At 72.2% G+C, this 22,639-nt stretch carries 22 protein-coding genes; 10 read left to right on the forward strand and 12 right to left on the reverse strand.

Going from position 1 to position 22,639, the window contains the following annotated elements; all coding sequences use genetic code 11:
* Positions 1-287: 287 nt before the first annotated feature.
* From ACIA5F_RS00735 to ACIA5F_RS00745, 3 genes are all read left to right on the forward strand, one after another.
* Entirely contained in the window at positions 288-2,111 is a 1,824-nt protein-coding gene (locus ACIA5F_RS00735; protein ID WP_399347634.1) for an acyl-CoA dehydrogenase, read from the forward strand.
* A 196-nt stretch (positions 2,112-2,307) separates the two neighbouring features.
* Positions 2,308-3,039: a hypothetical protein gene (locus tag ACIA5F_RS00740; RefSeq protein WP_399347636.1), complete on the forward strand. Its 732-nt coding sequence runs from the start codon at positions 2,308-2,310 to the stop codon at positions 3,037-3,039.
* Positions 3,040-3,142: 103 nt separating this feature from the next.
* Entirely contained in the window at positions 3,143-4,444 is a 1,302-nt protein-coding gene (locus tag ACIA5F_RS00745; protein WP_399347638.1) for a M18 family aminopeptidase, read from the forward strand.
* 134 nt (positions 4,445-4,578) lie between these two features.
* Here ACIA5F_RS00745 and ACIA5F_RS00750 read toward each other — a convergent pair whose 3' ends face one another.
* The gene (locus ACIA5F_RS00750; RefSeq protein WP_399347640.1) at positions 4,579-6,495 is read right to left on the reverse strand and encodes an NHL domain-containing thioredoxin family protein; all 1,917 of its coding nucleotides are present in this window, start codon (positions 6,493-6,495) and stop codon (positions 4,579-4,581) included.
* Between the two features lie 163 nt (positions 6,496-6,658).
* Between ACIA5F_RS00750 and ACIA5F_RS00755 the strand changes: the two genes are divergently transcribed.
* Complete coding sequence (locus ACIA5F_RS00755; RefSeq protein ID WP_399347642.1) at positions 6,659-7,213, forward strand: Uma2 family endonuclease; 555 nt, start codon at positions 6,659-6,661, stop codon at positions 7,211-7,213.
* Between the two features lie 47 nt (positions 7,214-7,260).
* Here the strand turns inward: ACIA5F_RS00755 and ACIA5F_RS00760 are convergent, their stop codons facing one another.
* A complete protein-coding gene (locus tag ACIA5F_RS00760) occupies positions 7,261-7,797 on the reverse strand; it encodes a DUF4240 domain-containing protein (protein WP_399347644.1) in 537 nt (178 codons plus the stop codon).
* Positions 7,798-8,017: 220 nt separating this feature from the next.
* On the opposite strand from ACIA5F_RS00760, the gene ACIA5F_RS00765 reads away from it, so the two are divergent.
* Positions 8,018-8,557 (forward strand): LURP-one-related/scramblase family protein, encoded by a 540-nt coding sequence (locus ACIA5F_RS00765; protein WP_399347646.1) that lies wholly within the window; start codon positions 8,018-8,020, stop codon positions 8,555-8,557.
* A gap of 190 nt (positions 8,558-8,747) precedes the next feature.
* Entirely contained in the window at positions 8,748-10,013 is a 1,266-nt protein-coding gene (locus ACIA5F_RS00770; RefSeq protein WP_399347648.1) for a cytochrome P450, read from the forward strand.
* A gap of 134 nt (positions 10,014-10,147) precedes the next feature.
* Here the strand turns inward: ACIA5F_RS00770 and ACIA5F_RS00775 are convergent, their stop codons facing one another.
* Entirely contained in the window at positions 10,148-10,948 is an 801-nt protein-coding gene (locus tag ACIA5F_RS00775; RefSeq protein WP_399347650.1) for a carbon-nitrogen family hydrolase, read from the reverse strand.
* Between the two features lie 148 nt (positions 10,949-11,096).
* On the opposite strand from ACIA5F_RS00775, the gene ACIA5F_RS00780 reads away from it, so the two are divergent.
* Positions 11,097-11,927 carry a maleylpyruvate isomerase family mycothiol-dependent enzyme gene (locus ACIA5F_RS00780; RefSeq protein ID WP_399347652.1) on the forward strand — a complete coding sequence of 277 codons (831 nt, stop codon included), beginning with the start codon at positions 11,097-11,099 and terminating at the stop codon, positions 11,925-11,927.
* Here ACIA5F_RS00780 and ACIA5F_RS00785 read toward each other — a convergent pair.
* The 6 genes from ACIA5F_RS00785 to ACIA5F_RS00810 form a co-directional block, all read right to left on the reverse strand.
* Positions 11,917-13,293: a nitrate/nitrite transporter gene (locus tag ACIA5F_RS00785; RefSeq protein WP_399348148.1), complete on the reverse strand. Its 1,377-nt coding sequence runs from the start codon at positions 13,291-13,293 to the stop codon at positions 11,917-11,919. The genes ACIA5F_RS00780 and ACIA5F_RS00785 overlap by 11 nt on opposite strands.
* A 207-nt stretch (positions 13,294-13,500) precedes the next feature.
* Positions 13,501-15,702 (reverse strand): C1 family peptidase, encoded by a 2,202-nt coding sequence (locus ACIA5F_RS00790; protein WP_399347654.1) that lies wholly within the window; start codon positions 15,700-15,702, stop codon positions 13,501-13,503.
* Between the two features lie 181 nt (positions 15,703-15,883).
* Positions 15,884-16,060, reverse strand: coding sequence for a DUF397 domain-containing protein (locus tag ACIA5F_RS00795; RefSeq protein WP_399347656.1), 177 nt, complete (start codon positions 16,058-16,060; stop codon positions 15,884-15,886).
* Positions 16,039-16,233, reverse strand: coding sequence for a DUF397 domain-containing protein (locus tag ACIA5F_RS00800; RefSeq protein ID WP_399347658.1), 195 nt, complete (start codon positions 16,231-16,233; stop codon positions 16,039-16,041). The genes ACIA5F_RS00795 and ACIA5F_RS00800 overlap by 22 nt, the downstream gene beginning before the upstream one ends.
* A complete protein-coding gene (locus ACIA5F_RS00805; protein ID WP_399347660.1) occupies positions 16,230-16,412 on the reverse strand; it encodes a DUF397 domain-containing protein in 183 nt (60 codons plus the stop codon). The genes ACIA5F_RS00800 and ACIA5F_RS00805 overlap by 4 nt, the downstream gene beginning before the upstream one ends.
* A gap of 4 nt (positions 16,413-16,416) precedes the next feature.
* Complete coding sequence (locus ACIA5F_RS00810; protein WP_399347662.1) at positions 16,417-17,343, reverse strand: helix-turn-helix domain-containing protein; 927 nt, start codon at positions 17,341-17,343, stop codon at positions 16,417-16,419.
* Positions 17,344-17,502: 159 nt separating this feature from the next.
* Between ACIA5F_RS00810 and ACIA5F_RS00815 the strand changes: the two genes are divergently transcribed.
* The 3 genes from ACIA5F_RS00815 (at position 17,503) to ACIA5F_RS00825 (ending at position 19,843) form a co-directional block, all read left to right on the forward strand.
* The gene (locus ACIA5F_RS00815; protein WP_399347664.1) at positions 17,503-17,928 is read left to right on the forward strand and encodes an ATP-binding protein; all 426 of its coding nucleotides are present in this window, start codon (positions 17,503-17,505) and stop codon (positions 17,926-17,928) included.
* Positions 17,929-18,053: 125 nt separating this feature from the next.
* Positions 18,054-19,262: a DUF1266 domain-containing protein gene (locus tag ACIA5F_RS00820; protein WP_399347666.1), complete on the forward strand. Its 1,209-nt coding sequence runs from the start codon at positions 18,054-18,056 to the stop codon at positions 19,260-19,262.
* A 170-nt stretch (positions 19,263-19,432) separates the two neighbouring features.
* Entirely contained in the window at positions 19,433-19,843 is a 411-nt protein-coding gene (locus ACIA5F_RS00825; protein ID WP_399347668.1) for a PPOX class F420-dependent oxidoreductase, read from the forward strand.
* A gap of 81 nt (positions 19,844-19,924) precedes the next feature.
* On the opposite strand, the gene ACIA5F_RS00830 is transcribed toward ACIA5F_RS00825, so the two are convergent.
* The 3 genes from ACIA5F_RS00830 to ACIA5F_RS00840 all read right to left on the reverse strand — a co-directional run bounded on the left by ACIA5F_RS00830 (position 19,925) and on the right by ACIA5F_RS00840 (position 22,555).
* Entirely contained in the window at positions 19,925-20,563 is a 639-nt protein-coding gene (locus tag ACIA5F_RS00830) for a flavin reductase family protein (RefSeq protein WP_399347670.1), read from the reverse strand.
* 195 nt (positions 20,564-20,758) lie between these two features.
* Positions 20,759-21,508 carry a glycine-rich domain-containing protein gene (locus ACIA5F_RS00835; protein ID WP_399347673.1) on the reverse strand — a complete coding sequence of 250 codons (750 nt, stop codon included), beginning with the start codon at positions 21,506-21,508 and terminating at the stop codon, positions 20,759-20,761.
* Between the two features lie 183 nt (positions 21,509-21,691).
* Entirely contained in the window at positions 21,692-22,555 is an 864-nt protein-coding gene (locus tag ACIA5F_RS00840; protein ID WP_399347674.1) for a hypothetical protein, read from the reverse strand.
* Positions 22,556-22,639 lie beyond the last annotated feature (84 nt).

The raw sequence follows: 22,639 nt of genomic DNA on the forward strand, positions 1-22,639 counted from the left end.
CGGAGCACCTCGGGCCCCCACCTGGCCTTCGGCGCCGGTCCGCACTTCCGCGTCGGGCGTGCCCTTCCACGCGCTGCGCCTGGCCGGCCCCGGCGGCCTGGTGGGCGGCTGCCGGGGGGGCAACCGGCGCGGCGGCGCTCGGACGGTCCTCAAGCGTTTCTGGCTTGATGCTGGTCACAGTCGCCGAGAAGGGTTGATTCTTATTACCCGTGGGTAGCATCATCAGGGCGTTACCGATTGGTATGTACGAGGAACCTGTCTTCCCGAGCCTTAACGGAGCCGTCGCCATGGGGCACTACAAGTCGAATCTCCGCGACATCGAGTTCAACCTCTTCGAGGTGCTCGGACGCGACAAGCTGTACGGCACCGGCCCGTTCGGTGAGATGGACACCGAGACCGCCAAGAGCATCCTGTCCGAGCTGGCCCGCCTCGCCGAGAACGAGCTGGCCGCCTCCTTCGAGGACGCCGACCGCAACCCGCCGGTCTTCGACCCGGCCACCCACACCGCGCCGGTCCCGGCCTCCTTCAAGAAGAGCTACCAGGCCTTCATGGACTCCGAGTACTGGCGTCTGGGCCTGCCCGAGGAGATCGGCGGCACCACCTCGCCCCGCTCCCTCATCTGGGGTTACGCGGAGCTGCTGCTCGGCGCCAACCCGGCCATCTGGATGTACTCCTCGGGCCCGGCGTTCGCCGGAGTCCTCTTCGAGGAGGGCAACGAGGCGCAGAAGAAGATCGCCGCGCTCGCCGTCGAGAAGCAGTGGGGCTCGACCATGGTCCTCACCGAGCCGGACGCCGGCTCGGACGTCGGCGCGGGCCGCACCAAGGCCGTCCAGCAGGCCGACGGCTCCTGGCACATCGAGGGCGTGAAGCGGTTCATCACGTCCGGCGAGCACGACATGTCGGAGAACATCCTCCACTACGTCCTCGCCCGCCCCGAGGGCCACGGACCGGGCACCAAGGGCCTCTCCCTCTTCCTCGTCCCGAAGTTCCACTTCGACGCGGAGACCGGCGAGCTGGGCGAGCGCAACGGCGTCTACGCCACGAACGTCGAGCACAAGATGGGCCTCAAGGCCTCCAACACCTGCGAGATGACCTTCGGCGACCAGCACCCCGCCAAGGGCTGGCTGATCGGCGACAAGCACGACGGCATCCGCCAGATGTTCATGATCATCGAGTTCGCCCGGATGATGGTCGGCACGAAGGCCATCGCCACCCTCTCCACCGGCTACCTCAACGCGCTGGAGTACGCCAAGGAGCGCGTGCAGGGCCCGGACCTGGCCAACTTCATGGACAAGGCCGCACCCAAGGTCACCATCACGCACCACCCCGACGTGCGCCGCTCGCTCATGACGCAGAAGGCGTACGCCGAGGGCATGCGCGCCCTGGTCCTGTACACCGCCTCCGTCCAGGACGCGATCCAGGTCAAGCAGGCGGCGGGCGAGGACGCCTCCGCCGAGATCGGCCTGAACGACCTGCTGCTGCCGATCGTGAAGGGCTACGGCTCGGAGAAGTCCTACGAGCAGCTCGCCCAGTCCCTGCAGACCTTCGGCGGCTCCGGTTACCTCCAGGAGTACCCGGTCGAGCAGTACATCCGGGACGCCAAGATCGACACCCTCTACGAGGGCACCACGGCCATCCAGGGCCAGGACTTCTTCTTCCGCAAGATCGTCCGCGACCAGGGCGCCTCGCTGAACGTCCTCTCCGAGACGATCAAGAAGTTCCTCGCCGAGGCCGTGGGCGACGACCTGGCCCCCGCCCGCGACGCGCTCGCCAAGGCCGCCGTGGACCTGGAGGCCATCGTCGGCCAGATGATCGTCGACCTCACCGCGACCGGCGAGGACGTCAAGAACATCTACAAGGTCGGCCAGAACACCACCCGCCTGCTGATGGCCTCCGGCGACGTGGTCGTCGGATACCTGCTGCTCAAGGGCGCGGCCGTGGCCGCCGCGAAGCTGGACTCCGCCGCCCCGAAGGACGTGCCGTTCTACACCGGCAAGATCGCCGCCGCGAAGTTCTTCGCCGCGCAGGTCCTGCCGGGCGTCTCGGTCCAGCGCCAGCTGGCCGAGGCCGTCGACAACTCCCTCATGGAGCTGGACGAGGCCGCCTTCTAGGCCGTCCCTTCCGGACCGGGCCCGCAGACGGGGTCCGGACCGCCGGACGGACGGCAGACACCGGACGGGCGGCAGACACCGGACGGACGGCGGACGACGGACGGACGGCGGACGACGTGCGACGGACAGGCAGTGGCCGGGCCCCGGGGCGGGGGTCCGGCCACTGTTGTCGGCGGTTCATGGCACGCTCGTAGGTATGAGCCCACAGGAGCAGCAGCACAGCAGGGGGTACTCCGTCCCGACCGGGCGGCCGTACGCCCTCAAGGAGCTGCAGGCGAACGTGGGCGCGCTCGGCGACCGGGTCACGGACCTGTACGAGGGCGCCCACCCCGCCGAGTACGACGGCGTCGCCGACGCCCTCTACATCGCCTTCCGGACGGCCTCGGCGCTGGCACCCGCCAAGAGCTACACCGGCTGCGCGGAACACCCCAACGGCGCCCTCGACCCCGAGGCGCCCGACGGCTGGGGCCGCTGCCTGATCTGCAACGACCGCCGCCGCCTCGGCGGGCGGCTGCACGGCGCCCGGCCCGCCGCCCCCTCCGCCGCCGCTCAGCGGCGCACCGGCTACCCCGTCCCGGAGCCCCCGTACAGCCTCCAGGTGCTGCGGGAGTACCTGCGCGCCATCGACGAGCAGCGCTTCCACCTCACCCTCGGCTCGGCCGACCAGGACTTCGTACGGATCGCGGACGACCTGCACCGCGCCTTCATCGTGGCCCGCGAACTGTCCCGGCCCCGGGGCGCCTCGGGATGCTCCGAACACCCCGGCGCACCCGTGGACCCCGACGCGCCCGCGGGCGAGGCATGTATCTTCTGCGCCGGACGCAAAAGACGCGCACAGCGCTCCGCGCAGACCCCGGAGATGCTCCCGCGCATCCGCCGCGGCGAGCGCAGACAACTACAGCGCCGCTTCGAACGGCCACCCGGCTGATCCCTGACAAGGCCGCAGACCACACGGGAGCGGCCCCCGGCCCCTCCGGCTGTGCGCCACTGTCCGGAACATGGCGAACACGACCGTCGTTAAGGTGAACCACATGAGCTCTCCCGCCCGCTTCGACCGCGGCCACACCGACGATCTGATGACCTTCCTGACGGCGAGCCCGTCGCCGTACCACGCCGTGGCCAACGCGGCCGAGCGGCTGGAGAAGGCAGGCTTCAGGCAGTTGTCGGAAACGGACGCCTGGGACGCGAGCACCGGGGGCAAGTTCGTGCTCCGCGGCGGCGCGCTCATCGCCTGGTACGTCCCGGAGGGTGCTTCTGCTCACACTCCGTTCCGGATCGTCGGCGCGCACACCGACTCCCCCAACCTGCGGGTCAAGCCGCTCCCGGACACCGGATCGCAGGGCTGGCGCCAGATCGCCGTCGAAATCTACGGCGGCACCCTCCTCAACACCTGGCTCGACCGGGACCTGGGCCTGGCCGGGCGGGTGACCCTGCGCGACGGCAGTGACCGTCTGGTCAACGTGGACCGCCCGCTGCTGCGCGTCCCGCAGCTCGCCGTCCACCTGGACCGCTCGGTCAACACCGAGGGCCTCAAGCTCGACAAGCAGCGGCACATGCAGCCGATCTGGGGCCTGGGCGAGGTCCAGGAGGGCGACCTGATCGCCTTCCTGGAGGAGGAGGAAGGGCTCGCTCCGGGCTCGGTGGCGGGCTGGGACCTGATGGTCCACTCCATCGAACCGCCCGCCTACCTCGGCCGTGACCGCGAGCTGCTCGCCGGTCCCCGGATGGACAACCTGCTGTCGGTCCACGCGGGCATCGCGGCGCTGGCCGCCGTCTCCGCCGTGGGCGCGGCGGACCGGCTCGGCCACATCCCGGTGCTGGCCGCGTTCGACCACGAGGAGAACGGCTCGCAGTCGGACACCGGCGCGGACGGCCCGCTGCTGGGCAACGTGCTGGAGCGTTCCGTCTTCTCGCGCGGCGGCTCGTACGAGGACCGCGCGCGGGCCTTCGCCGGCACCATCTGTCTGTCCTCCGACACCGGCCACGCCGTGCACCCCAACTACGCCGAGCGCCACGACCCCTCGCACCACCCGCGCGCCAACGGCGGCCCGATCCTGAAGGTCAACGTCAACCAGCGGTACGCGACGGACGGCAGCGGGCGCGCGGTGTTCGCGGGCGCCTGCGAGCGGGCCGGCGTGCCGTGGCAGACCTTCGTCTCCAACAACTCGATGCCGTGCGGCACGACGATCGGCCCCATCACGGCCGCCCGCCACGGCATCCAGACCGTGGACATCGGCGTCGCGATCCTCTCGATGCACAGCGCCCGCGAACTGTGCGGCGCGGACGACCCGTACCTCCTCGCGAACGCCCTGGTCGCCTTCCTCGAAGGCTGACCCCTTCCAGGAACTCCAGGAACTCCAGGAACCCCAGGAACCCCAGGTAGGCCGCCCGGTCGCCCGGCCCGCCTACCGGGCCCCCGCCCCTTCGCGGGGCGGGGCCCGGCGGGGCCGGACCGGGAGGAGACGCCCTACCCGGCGTCGAGTCCGGTGTCGCCCGCGCCGAGTCCGGTGTCGAGTCCCGCGTCGAGTCCGGCGAGGACCAGCGGCAGCCGGGTCACGCCCCCGGCGGTGACGCGTACGGGTACGCCCCAGTCCTGCTGGTGGACGTGGCAGGCCGGGTACTCGTTGGCCGGGTCGTCGTCGCAAGACGCCGCCATCGCCGAGACGTGCAGGACCCCCTCGGTCACCCCGGGGGCCAGCTCCAGCTCGCGGAAGAGGTCCGTCCCGGCGCCGTCCCCGGCCGCCAGCAGGCCCGGCGGCGTCGAGGAGACCAGCAGCCGGGTCGAGGGCCCGTACCGGGTGTCCAGCTTCTGGCCCGTGGGCGCCTGGAAGACCACGTCGAGCCGGAGACCGCCGGGCGCCACGTCGGTCGCGGCCCGCCGCGTACGGTGCGCCACGGACTCGACGCGGACCGCCTCCTCCGGCAGCCGCAGCCGGGTCAGCCGGTGCCGGGCCGACTCGACGACCACGATCTCCCCGCCGTCCACCACCGCGTCACTGGGCTCGCGCAGGTCCGTGGCCAGCGTCGAGACCTCCCCGGTGGCCGGGTCGTAGCGGCGCAGCGCGTGGTTGTACGTGTCGCACACCGCCACCGAGCCGTCCGGCAGCGCGGTGACCCCGAGCGGGTGCTGGAGCAGCGCCTGCCCGGCGGGGCCGTCGCGGTGGCCGAAGTCGAACAGGCCGGTCCCGACGGCGGTGCGGATCGCGTAGCCGCCCCCGGGGACGGCCTCCACGTACCGCAGGGCGCTGGTCTCGGAGTCGGCGATCCACAGCCGGTCCCCGGCCGCTTCGAGCCCGGACGGCTGGGCGAACCACGCCTCGGCCGCGGGCCCGTCCAGCAGCCCCTCGTTGGTGGTGCCCGCGGCGACCTCCACGGTGCCCGTCCCCGGGTCCCAGGTCCACAGCTGGTGGACGCCGGCCATGGCGATCCACACCCGGCCCCGCCACCAGGCCACGTCCCACGGCGAGGACAGGTCGACCTCCAGGGCGGGCCCGGAGGTGGGCGACCCCTGCCACCACTGGCGTCCGGTGCCGGCGACGGTCTCCACGGCCCCGGTCTCCAGGTCGAGGACGCGCAGCGCGTGGTTGACGGTGTCCGCGACCACGACCCGCCCGCCCGTGGAGCCCCCGGTTGCCGAAGGGTCCTCCGGCAGCAGGGCCAGGCCCTGGGGCTCGCTGAAACGGTCCGCGGTGAACCCGCGTTCGCCGCTGCCGATCCGGCGCACGACGCTCTCCCCGTCCGCCGCCAGCTCCACCAGCTGGTGCCGCGTCGAGTCCGAGACCAGGAGGTTCCCGGACGGCAGCCGCAGCGCCTTCCCGGGGAAGCGCAGGTCGCCCGCGACCGGTTCGGGCGCCACGTACGGCCCGTCCCCGCGCCGCAGGGTCCCCTTGGCCTCGTGCTCGGCCTCCAGCTCCGCCACGAGCCGCTCGATGGCGTGCGCGTGCCCCTCCCCGGCGTGCTGCGCGACGATATACCCCTCGGGGTCGATCACGACGAGCGTGGGCCAGGCCCGTACGGCGTACTGCTTCCAGGTCACGAGGTCGGGATCGTCCAGCACGGGGTGGTGCACCCCGTACCGCTCGACGGCGTCCACGACGGCCTCGTGGTCGGCCTCGTGCACGAACTTCGGCGAGTGGACACCGACGATCACGACGGTGTCGCGGTGCTTCTCCTCCAGCTCGCGCAGCTCGTCGAGGACGTGCAGGCAGTTCACGCAGCAGAAGGTCCAGAAGTCGAGGATCGTGATCCGTCCCCGCAGGTCGGCGAGGGTGAGTTCCTTCCCGCCGGTGTTCAGCCACCCTCCCCTGCCGATCAGCTCGGGAGCACGGACACGGGCACGTCGGGACACGGGCGCGGCGGTGGGCGCCGGGGCGGCATCGTTCATGCGTCAAGGGTGCCATCCACCCACGAACCCCCTGCCCCGACCGTACGCACCGCACCCCCACCGCGGGCCGCAACGGCACCCGCCCCAGGTGAACCCACAAGGGTGACGACGGGCCCGGACCTGCGTGGGAGCCTGGCCGCAGGCAGCGAAGGAGGCGTCCGACATGACCACCGCGCGCGACTACGGCCAGGGCATCGATCCCGAGCACGCGCTGAAGTACGCCGTTCAGCACCACGGCGGGGACCGTACCGAGATCGTCGAGGGCCGCGTCCGTGACGTGACACCGGGCTGGGACCACGAGAACGCGGCCGAAGAGATCCGTGACCAGATCAGGCCGCGGGTCAAGGCGCTGGGCTGCGTCACCGGCTCCGGCAACCTCGACCTGCCGGGATCGTCGAACTGGTACGTCCCCGACCTCGCCGTCGTCCCGAAGGAGCTGGCGAAGGGCGGCGGAGCCCTCCTTCCGGATCAGGCGCTGCTCGTCGTCGAGATCACCTCCGAGTCCGACGCGGAGACCGACCGCGTCGTCAAGCGCAAGCGGTACGCCGAGTACGGCGCGCCCCTCTACCTCCTGGTCGACCGGATGGAACGGACCGTCACCCTGTTCGCCGGTCCGGGACGGCTCGGGTACACCGAGGTCGACGGTCCCCACCCCTTCGGGGTTCCCGTGCGGCTGCCCGAGCCGTTCGGGGTGCAGCTCGACACCGGGGGACTGTAGGCGCGGCTCGTGGACCGGCACCCGACCCCGGCGCCCCGGTGCCCCGATCAGGTGTGGTCGGGGCCCGTGAGGAGGGCGCTCAGGCGGGGGAGGCGGGAGGTCATCTCCTCGGTGTCGTCGAAGTCGAAGCCCCAGGACGGGTCCAGGGCCGGATACCTGATGGTGAAGGAGCCGTCGGGGAGTTCGCGGCCGGTGGCGGTTTTATAGGCGCTCCAGGCGATGGAGAGGGTCCCCTCGTCCCACAGGTCGAGGCCCTCGGCCGCCGCCGCACGGACCCCGGGGTGGTCCGCGAGGGAGTCCGGGTCGGTCAGGGCCCGGGTGAAGACCTCTTCGCCCTGGACGAGGAGCCAGCCGCGGAAGTAGTCGAAGCCGTCGTCCGAGCAGCCGCCGTTGATCAGGTAGGCGGCGGCCCACAGCGGGCTGCGGTAGGACTCCGCGAGCAGGTCCCACAGCACCTGCTGGGCCTCGGCTATCTCCGCGGGCGGGAACGCGGCGAGCAAGGTGGCGGCGCGCACCGCCACCTCGTCCGGCGGGGTGTCCGTACGGGCGGTCTCGATCAGTTTCCAGAACGTCTGCGTGTCCATGTGACGAGCCTGGCACCCGGGTCTGACATCCGGTCGGGAAGCGGCGGGAGAACCGGTCGGGAACCGGTGGGGGAGACCGGTCGGGAACCGGTGGGAGGACCGCCGGGGAGGCCGGAGCGCGGGGCGCGCCCACGGAAGGGGTACGCGAGGGGTACACATGGTCGGCTGGTCCCCCTGCGACCAGGCATGGTCGCCGTTCGGCGCGGGCAGCGATGACCTCATGAAATACCTTGTCCGGGACAAAATGCTCGCCATCGGGGACGACTACTGGATCGAGGACGAGAACGGCCGGTACGCCTTCCTCGTCGACGGCAAGGCCCTGCGGCTCCGGGACACCCTGGAGCTCAAGGACCCGGACGGGCGCATCCTGATCACCCTGCGCGAGAAGATGTTCAGCTTCCGCGACACGATGACGCTGGAGCGCGACGACCGCCAACTGGCGGTGATCCGCAGGAAACGGCTCTCGCTGCTGCGCAACCACTACCGCGTGACCCTGGTCGAGGGCACGGCGCTCGACGTCAGCGGGCGGCCCCTGGAGCGGGAGTTCAAGGTCGAGTACGACGGGGAACTGCTCGCCCTGGTCTCGCGGCAGTGGTACCGGCTCCGCGAGACCTACGCCGTGGACGTGGTCCGGGAGGACGCGGACGCGGCGCTGCTGATCGCGGTGGCCGTGTGCGTGATCCGGATGACCGAGAAGGAACGGGACGGGGAGCGGGACGAACGGGAGGAGGAGAACAGGGTGGTCCGCGCGGGGGCGTGAGCGCGGAGCCGTAAGGGGGAACGGACGGCGGGGAACGGACGGCGGGGTGGCTGCGGACCGCGCGTGGGGGTGGGAACGCGTTCCGGGCGGGCCTCGCGGCACAGGCATCAAAGGGTCAAAGGGTCAAGGAATCAAGGGATCACGTGGTGGTCACGGCGACCACCCGGCACGGGCTTGAGGAGGCGTCAGCATGCGGGACAGCGACGACGACCGGCGCGACGACGACCAGCGCTTCGAACTGCTCACACCGGAATTCTTCCAGGACCCCTACCCCGCCTACGCGCGGCTGCGGGAGAGGGCCCCCGTCCACTTCCACGAACCGCTCAACGCCTGGCTGCTCAGCCGGTACGAGGACGTCGACCTGCTGCTGCGCGACCGCCGCACCTCCGCCGACCGGGTCGGGCCGCTGCTCGCGCAGGCCCCGGCGGAGCTGCGCGAGGACGCCCTGCTGCTCGGCCGGTTCCTCGGGGACTGGATGCCCTTCACGGACGCCCCCGGGCACACCCGGCTGCGCGGGCTGATGACGCGGACCTTCTCGGCCCGGACCATCGCGGGGCTGCGCGGCTTCATCGAGCGCACCACCGACGAACTGCTCGACGCCGCCGCCCGCAAGGGAGAGTTCGACCTGCTCAAGGACCTGGCGATACCGCTGCCGCTGCGGGTCATCGGGCACGTCCTCGGCATCCGCGACCGCGATCTGGACGACTTCAAGCGGTGGTCGACGGATCTGATGGCCGTGCCGATGATGAGCGGCGACCCGGCCGCGCGGTACGGGCGCGCGATCGCCGCCGTCCGCGCCGTGGAGTCGCTGTGCGGGGAGCTGATCGCCGACCGGCGGGCCCGGCCGGGCGCCTACCCCGACCTGCTGGCGCACCTGGTCGCCGCCGAGGTGGACGGGCAGTCGCTGACCGACGAGGAACTCACCGCGTGCTGCGCGCTGATCATGGTCGGCGGCCACGAGACCACCTCGTACGCCATCACCAACGCGGTGCTCGCCCTCCTCGAACACCCCGAACAGCTGGCGGCGCTGCGGGAGGACCCGGCCGGGCTGGCCGGGGCGGCCGTGGAGGAGTCGCTGCGCTGGAACACCCTCTCAGGGTGGATGGGCCGGATCGCCACCGAGGACCTGGAGATCGGGGGCCAGCCCATCCCGGCGGGCAGCCTGGTCTTCGGACTCACCGGCTCGGCCAACCGCGACGAACGGGCGTACGAGAACCCCGAGCGCTTCGACATCCGCCGCCGGACGGCCGGGGCCCGGCGGCACCTGACCTTCGGGTACGGCCTGCACATGTGCCTGGGCGCCGCGCTGGCCCGGATGGAGGCCGGGATCTGCCTGGAGCGGCTGATCACCCGGATGCCGGAACTGCGGCCGGCCACGGACCGGGTGCGGTGGATCGAGGGGATCGCGCTGCGCGGCCCGGTGACGTTCCCGGTGCACTGCGGGCGGGAGCGGTAGCGGGAGTACGGGAGACGGGAGTAACAGCCGGAGCGGTAGCGGAGCAGTAGCGGAATCAGAAACGGAGGGACGGGAGCGGCCCGTGTCAGGGCCGCTCCCGTCCCGCTTCCCGCTTCCCGCTTCCCGCTTCCCGCTCAGGCTCCGGCGGGCACCCCGCCCGTGCCCAGGCGGCGGTCCTTGAGGGCCGGGAACTGCTCCCGGGTCTCGGCGACCTTGGCCGGGTCCAGGTCCACGGTGAGAACGGTCTCCCCCGGACCCGCCTCCGCCAGGACCTCGCCCCACGGGTCGATCACCAGGCTGTGCCCGGCCTGCTCGACGCCCGCGTGGGTACCGGCCAGGCCGCACGCGAGGACGTACGCCTGGTCCTCCACGGCCCGCGCCCGGTTCAGCAGGTTCCAGTGGGCGCGGCGGCGGGCCGGCCAGCCCGCCGAGACGACCAGCGTGGTCGCCCCGGCGTCGACCAGGCCCCGGAACAGCTCCGGGAAGCGCAGGTCGTAGCAGGTGGCGAGGCCGAGGGTCTGTTCCGGCAGGGTCACCGTGGTCAGGGAGTCGCCGGCCGACATCAGCACCGCCTCGCCCTGGTCGAAGCCGAAGCGGTGGATCTTGCGGTAGGTGGCGGCGAGTTCGCCCGCCGGGGAGAGGACGAGGGCGGTGTTGTAGAGCGAGCCGTCCCCGGCGCGCTCCACGAACGAGCCCGCGTGGAGCCAGACCCCGGCCTCACGCGCCGCCCGGGACATGGCCGCGTAGGTCGGGCCGTCCAGCGGCTCGGCCTCGGTCTCGAACTGCTCGTAGGAGAAGGCCCCCACGGTCCACAGCTCGGGCAGGACGACGAGATCCGACCCGGCCTGTTCCCGTACGAGACCGGCCGCCCGGGAGCGCCGGGAGTCGACCGACTCCCCTTCGTTCACCGCGAATTGGATCAGAGAGGCGCGCACACTACCACCGTTCTGGCGTTCAAGCCGTCAACTCGGACCTACGATCGTCACACGAAAGCACTGCCGGGGTGTTCACCGGCAGCGTAGTTTTGGAGTCCAGTCCCACACCTTCCAGAACGCGCCATCGAACAGCACGCGAGGGGTCCCGTTGACCGTCCATCCACATCCCAGTCTCCAGCCTCATGCCGACGCGTGGACGCACTCCATCGAGGCGGTGTCCGAGCTGGTCGCGGATCTGACGGAGCGTGAGTGGAACCGGGCGACCCCGTGCCCGGCCTGGTCGGTCCGTGACGTCGTGTCACACATCATCGGGATAGAGACCGAGCAGCTCGGCGATCCCCGGCCGATCCACACCCTGCCGAGGGACCTGCGGCACGTGGTGGACGAGTTCACCCGGTACATGGAAGTCCAGGTTGACGTCCGGCGCCACCACACCGCCGCCGAGATGACCTCGGAGCTGGAGTACACCGTCATCCGCCGTTCCCGGCAGTTGCGGAACGAGAAGCGGAATCCGGCCACGATGGTGCGCGGCCCGCTGGGCGACCAGGTGACGCTGGAGGACGCGCTGCGGCTGCGCGCGTTCGACGTGTGGATTCACGAGCAGGATCTGCGGGCGGCGCTGGGCGTGCCGGGCAACTGGGACTCCCCGGGCGCGTACGTGGTCCGGGACCTGCTGCTGGCCGGGCTGCCGAAGGTCGTCGCGAAGTCGGCCGGCGCGCCCGCGGGCTCGGCGGTGGTGCTCGACGTGCACGGCGAGGTCGAGTTCATGCGGACGGTACGGGTCGACGCCTCGGGCCGGGCGACCCTGGAGAAGTCCCCGTCGCTGGGCCCGGTGGTGACGCTGGCCATGGACTGGCCGACGTACGTACGCCTCGCGGCGGGGCGGGTCCGCCCGCACGCCGTCGCCGACCGGGTGAAGGCCGAGGGCGACGCGGCGCTGGCGGAGGCCATCCTGGCGCACTTCGCCGTCACCCCGTAGCGACCGGCCGGGCATCGGGCGCGGGCGGGCCCGTGGGCGGGACCACGCCCTGGGCGTGCCGCTCCTGCTCCCGTTCGCGGTCCCGTTCCCGTTCCCGTTCCCGTTCGCGGTCCCGTTCCCGTTCGCGGTCACGCTCCCGCTCGCGGGACAGGGCGTGGGGGCGCAGGCGCAGGATCTGGGTGATGCCCAGGGCCTCCACCACGAAGACCGCCGAGAAGGCGATCCGGTAGTTGCCGTCCGTCGCGTCCAGCAGGACGCCCACCGCCAGCAGGGTCACCATCGTCGCGAGGAAACCGCCCATGTTGGTGCAGCCCGAGGCGGTGCCCTGGCGCTCGGGCGGATTGGCCGGGCGGGCGAAGTCGAAGCCGATCATCGACGCCGGGCCGCAGGTTCCCAGGACCAGGCAGAGGGTGACGAGCAGCCACATCGGCGCCCGGTCCCCCGGGTAGGCCAGGATCGCCGCCCACAGCGTGGCGGTGATCCCGATCGTGCCCAGCGCCAGCGGAATCCGCGCCGACCGGCGGCGGCCGACGAGCTGGCCGTAGACCAGTCCGAGGGCCATGTTCGAGACGACCACCAAGGTCAGCAGGGTGCCCGCGGTGGTCCGTGACAGCCCCTGCGCCTCGACCAGGAACGGCATCCCCCACAGCAGCAGGAAGACCAGCGCCGGGAACTGCGTCGTGAAGTGCACCCAGAGGCCGAGCCGGGTGCCGGGCTCCCGCCAGGAGTCGGCTGTCTGACGGCGGACGAATCCCCGGCCGCGCGCGACGGGCGCGGGCTCGTGCCCCTCGGGATGGTCCCGCAGGAACAACACCAGCGGCACCAGCACCACCAGCCCCGCCACCGCACTGCCCGCGAAGGCCGGGACCCAGCCGACCTCGTGCAGGACGGGCGCGAGGACCAGGGTCGAGACGAGGTTGCCCGCCATGCCGACCAGCGCGGCCAGTTGCGCCATCAGCGGCGCGCGCCGGGCCGGGAACCAGCGGGTGCCCAGGCGCAGTACGGAGATGAAGGTCATCGCGTCGCCGCAGCCCAGCAGCGCGCGGGCCGCCAGGGCCATTCCGTAGGAGGGGGAGAGGGCGAAACAGAGCTGGCCGGCGGTGAAGAGCACCGCCCCCAGGGTCAGCACCTTCTTGGTGCCGAACCGGTCCACCAGCAACCCCACGGGTATCTGCATCCCCGCGTACACCAGCAGTTGCAGAAGGGAGAAGGTCGACAGTGCCGAGGCGTTGACGTGGAAGCGGTCGGCGGCGTCGAGTCCGGCCACGCCCAGGCTGGTGCGGAAGACCACCGCCACGAAGTAGACGGCGACCCCGACGCACCAGACCAGCACGGCCCTCCGCCCGCCCGGCGGGTCCTTGACCAGGCCCCGGTACGTGTCCGGGTCCCCGGCGTCCTTGACTGTGCCCGTGGTGGTGATCGCGGCCGGCATGATGCTCAGGATAGATACCCGGACAGGCGTACGAATAGGTAGGCAGGCGGGCGCGACGGGCGCACGGACAGACGCACGATGACGTCTGCGCGCCTCCCGGTCCACCACCCCGCCCCCCTCGGTCTCCTCACACCGGGCCACTCACACCGGGCCGATGACCGGCCCTTCGTGCCAGCCCGCGCCATCGCGCCAGTAGTGCTGGAGACGGCGGTCGGTGCGCAGGGCGACGACCTCCAGGTTGAAGCCGAAACTGCCCTGGAGCATCCCGGTGACCGTGAGTGCGTCGTGTCCGAAGACCCCGCCCCGGCGCCAGGCCGAGCCGGCCGAGCCCGGCCGCCACCAGTGTTCGATGCGGCCGCCGACCCCGGTCACGCACAGCTCGTAGTTCCCGGCGGTGTCCTCGTCCGAGGCGCCGTGCTGGCTTTCGATCAGGCAGGGCGCGGAGGTGATCCCGCTGCCGAAGACCTCGCCGGGGCGCCAGACGAAGCCGTTCGAGGCGTCGTCGCGCCACCACAACTGCATCCGGGCGTCCGCGCGGGTGGCGACGAGGTCGAGGTGGCGGCCCCGGGTCTGCACGAGCGCGGGGCCGTAGTGGGCGATGCCGGAGGCGAAGCGTCCGCCGTCGTTCCAGGTCCAGGGGGCGCCGTTGATCCGCCACCAGTGGTTGAGGCGGCCGTCCGCCGTCCGGACGACGGCCTCCAGGTTGCCGGGCTTGCCGTAGTCGCTCTGGATCAGGGCAGGGGTCGAGCCGACGGCGGCGTCGCCCGGCCCGAAGGCGCCGCCGTCGCGCCAGGTCCCGCGGGACTGTTCGTAGTACCAGTGGCGCAGCCGCCCGCCGGGGGTGACGTGCAGGGACTCCATGTTCCGGTTGTAGGTGGTGCTCGTGAGGGAGGGCTGACCGGAGGCGTCGCGCGCGAAGACGGCGGCGCGGGACCACCGGAAGGGCGCGTCGCCGTCGCGCCACCAGTGCTGGAGCCGGCTGCCCTGACGGGCGGACACGGACGCGGACACGGACGCCGCGGGAATGGCGGCGGCGGGGGCGAGGGTGGCGCCGGGGCCGGGGCCGGCGCCGTGGACGTGGCTGTGGCCGTTGAGGGAGGCGGCGGTGAGGGGGGCGGCGGGCATGGTCATGGCGGCGGGCGGGATCGCGGCGGCGGTGGCCGTGGCGAGGAGTTCGAAGTTGCGGTGGGCGCGGCCGTTGCCGCTCTCGTAGACGTTGCCCGCGTGCAGGCGGCGCTTGCTCCACGGGTCGATGCTGGTGCCGCTCACCCCGTACTTGGCCCAGTGGTCGACGCCCGCCTCGCCGTAGGCGATCCGGCCGTGGCCGTCGACGTGGTGGCCCGTGCCCCACGAGTTCTTGAAGAGCCAGCACCCGGCCGCGTCGTCGTAGCCGGTGATCAGCACGCAGTGGCCGCCCACGGGCCGGCCGCCGGTCCGGTGGTAGACGCCGGAGCCGAGGCCGAAGAAGTCCTCGTACACGTCGAGGCAGGCGATGAGCGGGCCGACCGCGTCCAGCCACACCTTCTGCTGCCCGGTGTCCCCGAGCCGGACGTGGCCGGTGATCCGGACGGTCCGGCCCGAGCGGTCCCAGCTCGGCGTGTACTCGGCGCGCCACGCCTCGCGGCGCTCGGCGGGCAGTCCAGCGGGCGGGGGCGAGTACGGCCAGCAGCCCGGGTCGGCGAGCCCGCCGCTGTCCCTGATCCAGTCGAGCGCGGCCTCGGGGTCCGAGCCCTGGCCGCAGGCGGACTTCAGCCCGTCGTGCACGTCCCCTTCGGACCGTTTCGCCCAGACGCCGTGTTCGATGCGGGCCATGGACTCGACCAGCCCGGCGGCGGCGAAGGCCCAGGAGGCCGCGCAGGGGTTCTGGTCCTTCACCTTGGTGATCCAAGGCCGCCCCCAGCGACTGCGCCAGTCGACGGCGACGAGCCCTCCGGGGGTGGGGGCGGCCGGGGCGGCGGGAGCTTCGGCGGCGGCCTGGGTGGCGGGCCGGACCCGGGTGGCGGGGGCGGCCTGCGGGTACGGGTCCCCGGGCCGCCGGTACGGGGTCTCCGACCGGTACGGGTCCCCGGGCCGGCCGGGCCGCTGGGCGCCGGGCGGCAGCAGCCCGTGCGCGGCCCTGCGCCGGGTCAGGTGCGGGTTGGCGCTCTCCCGGCCGACGAGCGCCCGCAGATCGACGAGTCCCGCCTCGGCGGCGGTGACCGGACGGGCCCCGGCGGCCAGGCCGAGCGCGGGCCTCGGCAGCGGGTCCTCGTCGGCCAGGTGCTCAAGGACCGACCACCGCGCCCGGCACCGCGCGAGCCGCGCCCGCAGCTCCCCCGCCGACTGGACATAGTCCTCCGGCATACCGTCCCCCAGGTGCCACCGTCGTTCTTGTGCGAGCGCCGGGAGCGTCTCCTTTGCCGCCGAACCGGGTCAAGGGGGTCCGCCCGGTCGCGCGGAGGCACGGGGGGCTCGTGCGGCTCGGTACCAGGCCCGGGACGAGGGGGGACCGTGCCGCCTCCGGATACGGGCCCCGGACCGGGGCTCACTGCGCCGCCGCGAAGACCTCCCACGCGAAGCCGGCGACCCGGATCACGGGCCCACCGGTCGCCTTACTGTCCCGGACGGCGACGGTGCCGACCACGTTGGTGGCCACCTCCACGCAGTCGGAATCGATCCTGTCGCCGCTGTAGCTGGACTTCACGAACTCGAACTCGGCCATACCCACACACCTCCGGTGAATGCTGCCCAAGCGTTCGGGGCCAGGCGAAGCACAGGCCCGTTGTTCCTCTTACTGTCCCGCACCGCGACGGTGCCGACCACGTTCGTGGCTACCTCCACGCACTCGCCGCTGGAAGCGCTGTAACTGGACTTCACGAACTCGAATCCGCTCATGCCCGCACACCTCCGGTGAAAGCCACCCAAGCCTCCGGCGCCACACGAAGCACAGGGCCCCCGGTGCTCTTACTGTCCCGCACGGCCACGGTGCCCGCCACGTTGGTGGCCACCTCCACGCAGTCGGAATCGATCCTGTCGTCGCTGTAGCTGGACTTCACGAACTCGAACTCGCTCATGGGCTTACATACCTTTGCTGATGGCATCGATCAGGTTCACGGAATCGTGCGGTGCAAGGCTCAGGCGTGACACACGGTTGAACGACTGGCTGTATGCCTCGTTGGTCTCCGCCCCTTCCGCCCACACAGTAGCGACGATGCCTTCGGCGTACCCGACATCCAGCGCCCCGGGTTCCGCGAACGACACGATGTTGAACGCGCCCCCAGCACCATGGTTCGCCCCTGCCCGAAACGGCAGTACCTGTACATGGACGTTAGGCAGCCTGGCCATCTCCACCAAGTGATTGAGCTGCGAGCGCATCACTTCGGGACTGCCAATCTGCTGGCGCAACGCGGCTTCCCAGAGCACCACGTGGAACTCCAACGGGCTGTCGTCCCACAACCGTGATTGCCGCTTGAGTCGGGTCTCCACCAGCACCTCGATCTCGTCGGGGTGCGTCCAGTCCGACGTGACACCCAGTGCCCTTACATAGTCCGCGGTCTGGAGCAGTCCAGGTACGAGCGCAAGCTGCCACGTACGGATGTGGGTCGCGATCTCCTCCATCGCGATGTACTCACCCAGACTTCCTACCCGAGGCACTTGCTGCCACCACCCCTTCGCCTTGCGGCGCTCCCGGTCCAGCCGGGCCAGGCTCAGCAGGCCGCTCACCACCTGCGGGTCCGTCACGCCGTAGAACTCGCACAGCACGCGGAGGTCCGGGTCCCGCATGGGGACCCAGCCGCTCTCCATCTTCACGACCTTCGTCGGCGTCGCGGTGATCTCCAGGGCCGCCTGTTGCTGCGTTCTGCCCGCCGCCGTACGGAGTTTGTACAGCTCTCCGCCCAGCCTGCGTCCCAGCACGGTCGACACCCGGTTGCCCCGGTCTTCTCGCATCCCACGGTTCACGGCGCCAGTTTCGCGGCATGCGGCGGCGAAAGTCGAGACAGTCATCCGTTCGGGGAACATCTTCCCCGAACCACTTGTCGCTTTGACTCCTCAGCTCTACCTTCGGTGACGAACTGCTCACTGAGCAGCGCCAGTTGGCGGAAGCGCACCGGGCTGCCCGCACGGCACCGGCATGCCACCGCCCGCACAGGAGGTGCACGGATCATGGACATGGACGTGAACATGGACGACGAGCCCACGCGACGCGACGTACGGAACTACCCGCCCCGGCAGGACTCGGTGCCCAAGGCGCGGCGGCGGGCGGCGTGGCTGGCCGTGGCCTGGGGGTGGCCCGAGCTGGCGGCGGACGCGGCACTGCTGACCAGCGAGCTGACCACCAATGCCCTGGTCCACGGCTCGCTGCCGGACCGGCAGCTGCGGGTGGAGCTGCGGCTCACGGGGGCGGTGCTCCGGATCGAGGTCACCGATCCGAAAGGCGAGCGGCTGCCCGAACCGCGGGAGGCCGCCGACGACGAGCAGTGCGGGCGCGGCCTCCAGATCGTCAGCGCACTCGCGGACCGGTGGGGTGCCTCGGACCGGATCGTGGGCAAGACCATCTGGGCCGAACTGCCCCTGCGCCCTCCGGTCTGACCCCGGGCGCGCAAGGCTCCGTACAACGGCTGTCGCCCATGCCGTCCCGTACGGCCTCACGGCCTCCGCAGCCGCGGGGCCACGCCCCGGAACGCCCCGCGCGGGCCCCCGTATAGGGTCCCGGTATGGATGGCTGGACGGCGCCGAGCGCGATCGAGCGAGAGCTGTACGGGGCGAAGGCGCGCGGCGACTGGGCGGCGTACCTCGACGTCCTGGCCCGCGCCGAACTCTTCCTCCCCCAGTCCCGCGCCCAGGTGGACGCCGAGCCGCAGCAGGCCCGGTTCCACCCCGGACCGGGCGGCGCCTCGCTCGCCGTCTACACCCGGGGCATGCTGCCCGCGCCCACGGACGGCACCGTCTTCCTGCGGCAGAGCCTCGCCTGGTTCGCGAACGCCTGGGACGCCGGGGACCCCGCCCACCTGGCCGTGAACCCGGGCAGCCCCTCGGAGGCGTACCTCACCACCACCCCCGCCGACCGCGACCGCTGGCGCGCGCACTGGGACGCCGCCCCCGCCTGGGGCCTGACCCCCGGCGCCGTGCACGCCCTGCACACCGGCGGCGCGCTGCACGGGCCCGTCGCCCACGGGCTCGCCGTGGGCGCCCACCTCGCCGTCTCCAACGGCGAGTTCTGGAACGCCCTCGCCTACCACGGCACCGGCTACACCCGCGAGCGCGAGCGGCTCCGCAAGGCGTGGGGCATCACCGGCCGCGAGGGCTGGCTCGACGTGCTCCACCGCATGCTGGGCGCCGAGATCGTCAGCCCGGTCTGGGAGTTCGCCCTGCGCGTGCGCCGGGTGCTCGCCTCCGACTTCGCCGGGCCCGTCGACGTCGAGCACTGGCGGCACGCCGCCGAGACCGGGCTGCGCCGCAGCGCCGAGCGTTCCGCCGAACCACAGCTCACCCCGGACGGTGTCACGGTCGCGCAGCCGCGCCCCGCCGCCGAGGTGGAGGGCGAGATCGCCGGCGTGCGGCGGCTGATCGGACGCATCACCCGCTACGAGCAGCGGTTCCGGGCGGACGGGCTGCTCCCCGAGGACGGCTGGGTCCGGTCCGTGGAGGGCTGGGACCACGGCCGGGCCTCGCAGATGGCCCGCTGGGGCGTCGGCACCCGGTACGGGAGCATCGACGAGGCCGAGCGCGCCGTCCTGCGCGCGAGCGGCGCGGCGCGGGAGACGTACCGCTCCTGGGAGGAGTTCTCCGCCGGGTACCTGCTCGGGCGGTGCCTGCACTTCGACGAGGAGGAGTTCGGCGAGTGGTACGCGACCTCCCTCGCCACCCACCTGACGCTGACGACGGACCCGGCGAGCCCGTGGGTGCACATCCCCTGGCGGTGACGCGGACCGTGCGGACCGGGCGGTGGGCCGGGCTTCGGACCAGATGCCGGACCGGGTGGTGGGCCGGGTGGTGGGCCGGGCCTCGGCTGTCCTCGGCTGTCCTCGCGTGCCGCTCGAACCCCGGCGTACGGGCAACGGACGGCGACGGGCGGCCAACTACCCTTTCCGGCATGACGATTGCACTGAACGACACGGTCCGCGAGCTGCTCGACGCCCCGCACCCGGCGGTCCTCGTGACCCTCGATCCCGACGGCAGCCCGCAGAGTTCGGTGGTCTGGGTGATCCGCGACGGCGACGAGCTGCTGGTCTCCACCGAGCGGAGCCGCCGCAAAGCGCGCAACGCCGTCCGTGACGCGCGGGTCGGCCTGACCGTCTTCGACCTCGCCGACCCCTCCCGCTACGCGGAGATCCGGGGCACCGCCACCGTCACCGAGGACACCGGCCGCGCCACCGCCGTCCGCATCGCCGAGTCGTACACCGGTCCGGGCGGCGGCAAGCCCTTCCTGGAGGCCCCGGCGGACCAGGTCCGCGTGATCGTCCGCATCACCCCGGCCAAGGTGCTGGGCAGCGCCGCCGCGTGAGGGGGCGAGGGCCGGGGCGAGGCGGGCTGGGCGGGCACTCTGCTGCGGGTCGCGTAGGGCGGGTGGCCGCCGGACGCCTCCTCAGGCGACGGTCGACCGGCGCTGGTGCGGCATGTTCCAGCCCTCGGCGAGTCTCGACGGGTGAACGTTGTGTCCACCGCCGAAGAACTCGCAGAACTTCATGATCAACGGGTCCCAGCCGAGCGGGTCCACGTAGTGCGTCCCCGGGATGACCAGGTCCTCCTCGACATGGGCGCGAAGGACCTCGACCTCGAAGGCGGTGGCGTGCGGCTCGGTACCGCCGAAGGGGCGGGCCGAGACGACCTTGCATTCCAGCTGGACCGGACATTCCGCGACCCTGGGGGCCCGGACCAGGTCCGATGCCTGCTCGGTCAGCCGTGCGGTCGAGAACTTGTCCGGCTCGTGCCGGTAGCCCTGCTTCTCCTTGTAGTCCGGCACGGCCCGCTTCCCGGTGGTGAGCGCGATCCGGTCCACGGCGTCGACCATCGCCGACGAGGGCAGGTTGAGCACGCATTCGCCTTCTCGCAGCAGGTTCACGGTGGTCTGGGCGTTGTTGCCGAGACCGAGCATGCACGACTGGCCCAGCCACCACACCGAGGACATCGGCGCGAGGTTCGCCGTGCCGTCCTCGTTGAGTGAGCTGATCAGCACCACCGGAGTTCCGAAGTACAGGACCTTGAGTCCGGGGACGACGTGCATGCGCTTGCCTTTCGCAGAGTGCCGGACGGCAAGGCCCGCGATCCATCAGGAACAGGAACACGGGCCTCGCCTGACCCTCTCGTGAGCGGGACACCGGCGCTGGCCGGAATGCGACATCACGTTTCGGACGAGCGGAGCGATCGACCGATGACAGAACCAACCCGGCGCTGATCACCGGAACACACCCCCGCCGGATCAGGACCAGTTCAGCACCAGGTAGCCGCCGGTTCCGGGGGACCCGGCGTTCGCAGGCTCGCCCGGGTATCCGTTCCCACCACCCCTACCGCCGGTCGCGAGGGTCCGGGGGTTGACCGTGCCCAGGTTCACGGGAAGACCCCCGGCTCCGTTGCTGACGGAGCCGTAGGAGCCATCGCCTCCGGGGCGGACATAGCCCCCGCCGCCCACCTCCGTGTCGGCGGGGGCGGTACCCGACCCACCCTTCCCTGGCAAGCCGAAACCACCGCCACCACCACCCGCCGTAAGTAGTACAGACGTGTCGCGCTGGATGGTGGTGGATGTTCCTTCGGCGCCCGAAGCAGCACGTTTGTCCTTGGAGTCAGTCCCGGCACCCCCCGCGCCTCCGGTACCGATGGTGAGGGTGAGGGTTTCACCGGGGGTGACGGTGATCGCTCCGTGGACGTATCCACCGGCGCCACCACCTGCCCCACCACCGGTTTTTTCGCTACCTGGTCTCCTCAGCGAGCCGCCCTCACCCCCACCGCCCGCACCCCAGGCGTCGATGGTCAGCCCGGTGACGTCCGCCGGGACGACGAAGGTGGCGGTCGTGGTGAACTCGCGGACGCCGGAGGTCGGGATGGCGGCTCCAGCCGGGGTGAAGCCCGCCGAAGTGGTGAGGGCGGTGAGCGCCAGGACGGCGGCGCCCGAGGCCAGCCTCCGCCGGAGGTGGTGGTGGCGGTGGTCCGGTGCGGCGGCGGCGAGGGTCATGGCGGGCCTTCCGGTGCGGGTACGGATGCGGTTTCCGGAACGACGGGGACGCCCACCCCACGACGGACACAGGGTGATCGCCCCTCACCCGGAGCATCCGTTCGTCCCCCTGCGCCCGGCAACCGGACAGACCCACCCGGACCTGCCGAACGACCCGCCCGGGGGCCATCGCCTCACCCCGCGTCAGGGCAGCAGGTGACGGACGGCCGCCCAGGCGTCGACCGTGCGCGCCAGCGGCCCGGCGGGCGGGAGGTGGGGGCGGACGAGGACCATCCAGGGGATCAGGTTCTTGACGCGGCGCAGGTGGACGATGCGGGCGCGCGGCAGCTCGCGCCAGACGCGGGCCTCCCGCGCCGCCGCCTCGGGGGTCAGCCCGACCAGGATCAGCAGGTCGCGGCAGAGCGCCACAGGGTCCCGTACCGGATCGGCCGGGTCCGGGGCCGGGTCGGGGCCGAAGGTGTCGATCAGGTACCCGCGTACCTGTCCCTCCAGCGCGGCCCTGGCGAGCGCGTCCCCGCTCCACAGAACGGCCCCCACGAGCCGGTTCCCGCCGCACGGCCCGTCCTCGCTCCCCAGCCGGGGAGCGGTGAAGCCGTCCGCCGGCCCGGATGTCCGGCGGATGGCGGCCAGCGCGACCCGGCCCCAGCGCAGCCGCACCGCGTCCGGGAGCCGGTCCGACCGCATCCGGCTCACAGCCAGGATGCGCAACGGCACCGGAAGCGGCTCGTCCAGCAGCGGCGGGCCGGTGGCCAGCCACGCCTCCAGCTCCTCCAGCGCGTGCCCGTCCGGCGGGACGGAGGTCAGCACCTGGCCCCGGGTCAGCAGCGCCACCACCGCGCCGGCCAGGTGGACCCGGGCCGCGTGCCCGGCGTCGAAGAAGGCCACGGGCCGCCCGTACCGCTCGATCCGGCGCAGGCTCAGCCGCAGCTCGCCCACCGCGTAGACCTGCCCGGCCCGCGCCACCCCGCCCACGCACCGGACCACGCACACGCCACCCGTGACATCGGCCTCCTCTACGGAGTACACCTGCAACTCGGCGATGGCCACCGCGCCCCCTTCCCGCGCCCCTCAGTGCGCGAGGCTACCGCCCCCGTCGGCGAGGTTTCACGTGAAACCTCGGCCCGTGTTTCA

This window comes from Streptomyces sp. NPDC051567, assembly GCF_044454165.1.
In the GTDB taxonomy this organism is placed as follows: domain Bacteria; phylum Actinomycetota; class Actinomycetes; order Streptomycetales; family Streptomycetaceae; genus Streptomyces.

What these genes read in the sequence shown, in the direction of transcription:
- ACIA5F_RS00735 (WP_399347634.1), top strand. Translation starts at nt 288, where the DNA reads ATGGGGCACTACAAGTCGAATCTCCGCGACATCGAGTTCAACCTCTTC.
- ACIA5F_RS00740 (WP_399347636.1), top strand. Translation starts at nt 2,308, where the DNA reads ATGAGCCCACAGGAGCAGCAGCACAGCAGGGGGTACTCCGTCCCGACC.
- ACIA5F_RS00745 (WP_399347638.1), top strand. Translation starts at nt 3,143, where the DNA reads ATGAGCTCTCCCGCCCGCTTCGACCGCGGCCACACCGACGATCTGATG.
- ACIA5F_RS00750 (WP_399347640.1), bottom strand. Translation starts at nt 6,495, where the DNA reads ATGAACGATGCCGCCCCGGCGCCCACCGCCGCGCCCGTGTCCCGACGT.
- ACIA5F_RS00755 (WP_399347642.1), top strand. Translation starts at nt 6,659, where the DNA reads ATGACCACCGCGCGCGACTACGGCCAGGGCATCGATCCCGAGCACGCG.
- ACIA5F_RS00760 (WP_399347644.1), bottom strand. Translation starts at nt 7,797, where the DNA reads ATGGACACGCAGACGTTCTGGAAACTGATCGAGACCGCCCGTACGGAC.
- ACIA5F_RS00765 (WP_399347646.1), top strand. Translation starts at nt 8,018, where the DNA reads ATGAAATACCTTGTCCGGGACAAAATGCTCGCCATCGGGGACGACTAC.
- ACIA5F_RS00770 (WP_399347648.1), top strand. Translation starts at nt 8,748, where the DNA reads ATGCGGGACAGCGACGACGACCGGCGCGACGACGACCAGCGCTTCGAA.
- ACIA5F_RS00790 (WP_399347654.1), bottom strand. Translation starts at nt 15,702, where the DNA reads ATGCCGGAGGACTATGTCCAGTCGGCGGGGGAGCTGCGGGCGCGGCTC.
- ACIA5F_RS00795 (WP_399347656.1), bottom strand. Translation starts at nt 16,060, where the DNA reads ATGGCCGAGTTCGAGTTCGTGAAGTCCAGCTACAGCGGCGACAGGATC.
- ACIA5F_RS00800 (WP_399347658.1), bottom strand. Translation starts at nt 16,233, where the DNA reads ATGAGCGGATTCGAGTTCGTGAAGTCCAGTTACAGCGCTTCCAGCGGC.
- ACIA5F_RS00805 (WP_399347660.1), bottom strand. Translation starts at nt 16,412, where the DNA reads ATGAGCGAGTTCGAGTTCGTGAAGTCCAGCTACAGCGACGACAGGATC.
- ACIA5F_RS00810 (WP_399347662.1), bottom strand. Translation starts at nt 17,343, where the DNA reads ATGACTGTCTCGACTTTCGCCGCCGCATGCCGCGAAACTGGCGCCGTG.
- ACIA5F_RS00815 (WP_399347664.1), top strand. Translation starts at nt 17,503, where the DNA reads ATGGACATGGACGTGAACATGGACGACGAGCCCACGCGACGCGACGTA.
- ACIA5F_RS00820 (WP_399347666.1), top strand. Translation starts at nt 18,054, where the DNA reads ATGGATGGCTGGACGGCGCCGAGCGCGATCGAGCGAGAGCTGTACGGG.
- ACIA5F_RS00825 (WP_399347668.1), top strand. Translation starts at nt 19,433, where the DNA reads ATGACGATTGCACTGAACGACACGGTCCGCGAGCTGCTCGACGCCCCG.
- ACIA5F_RS00830 (WP_399347670.1), bottom strand. Translation starts at nt 20,563, where the DNA reads ATGCACGTCGTCCCCGGACTCAAGGTCCTGTACTTCGGAACTCCGGTG.
- ACIA5F_RS00835 (WP_399347673.1), bottom strand. Translation starts at nt 21,508, where the DNA reads ATGACCCTCGCCGCCGCCGCACCGGACCACCGCCACCACCACCTCCGG.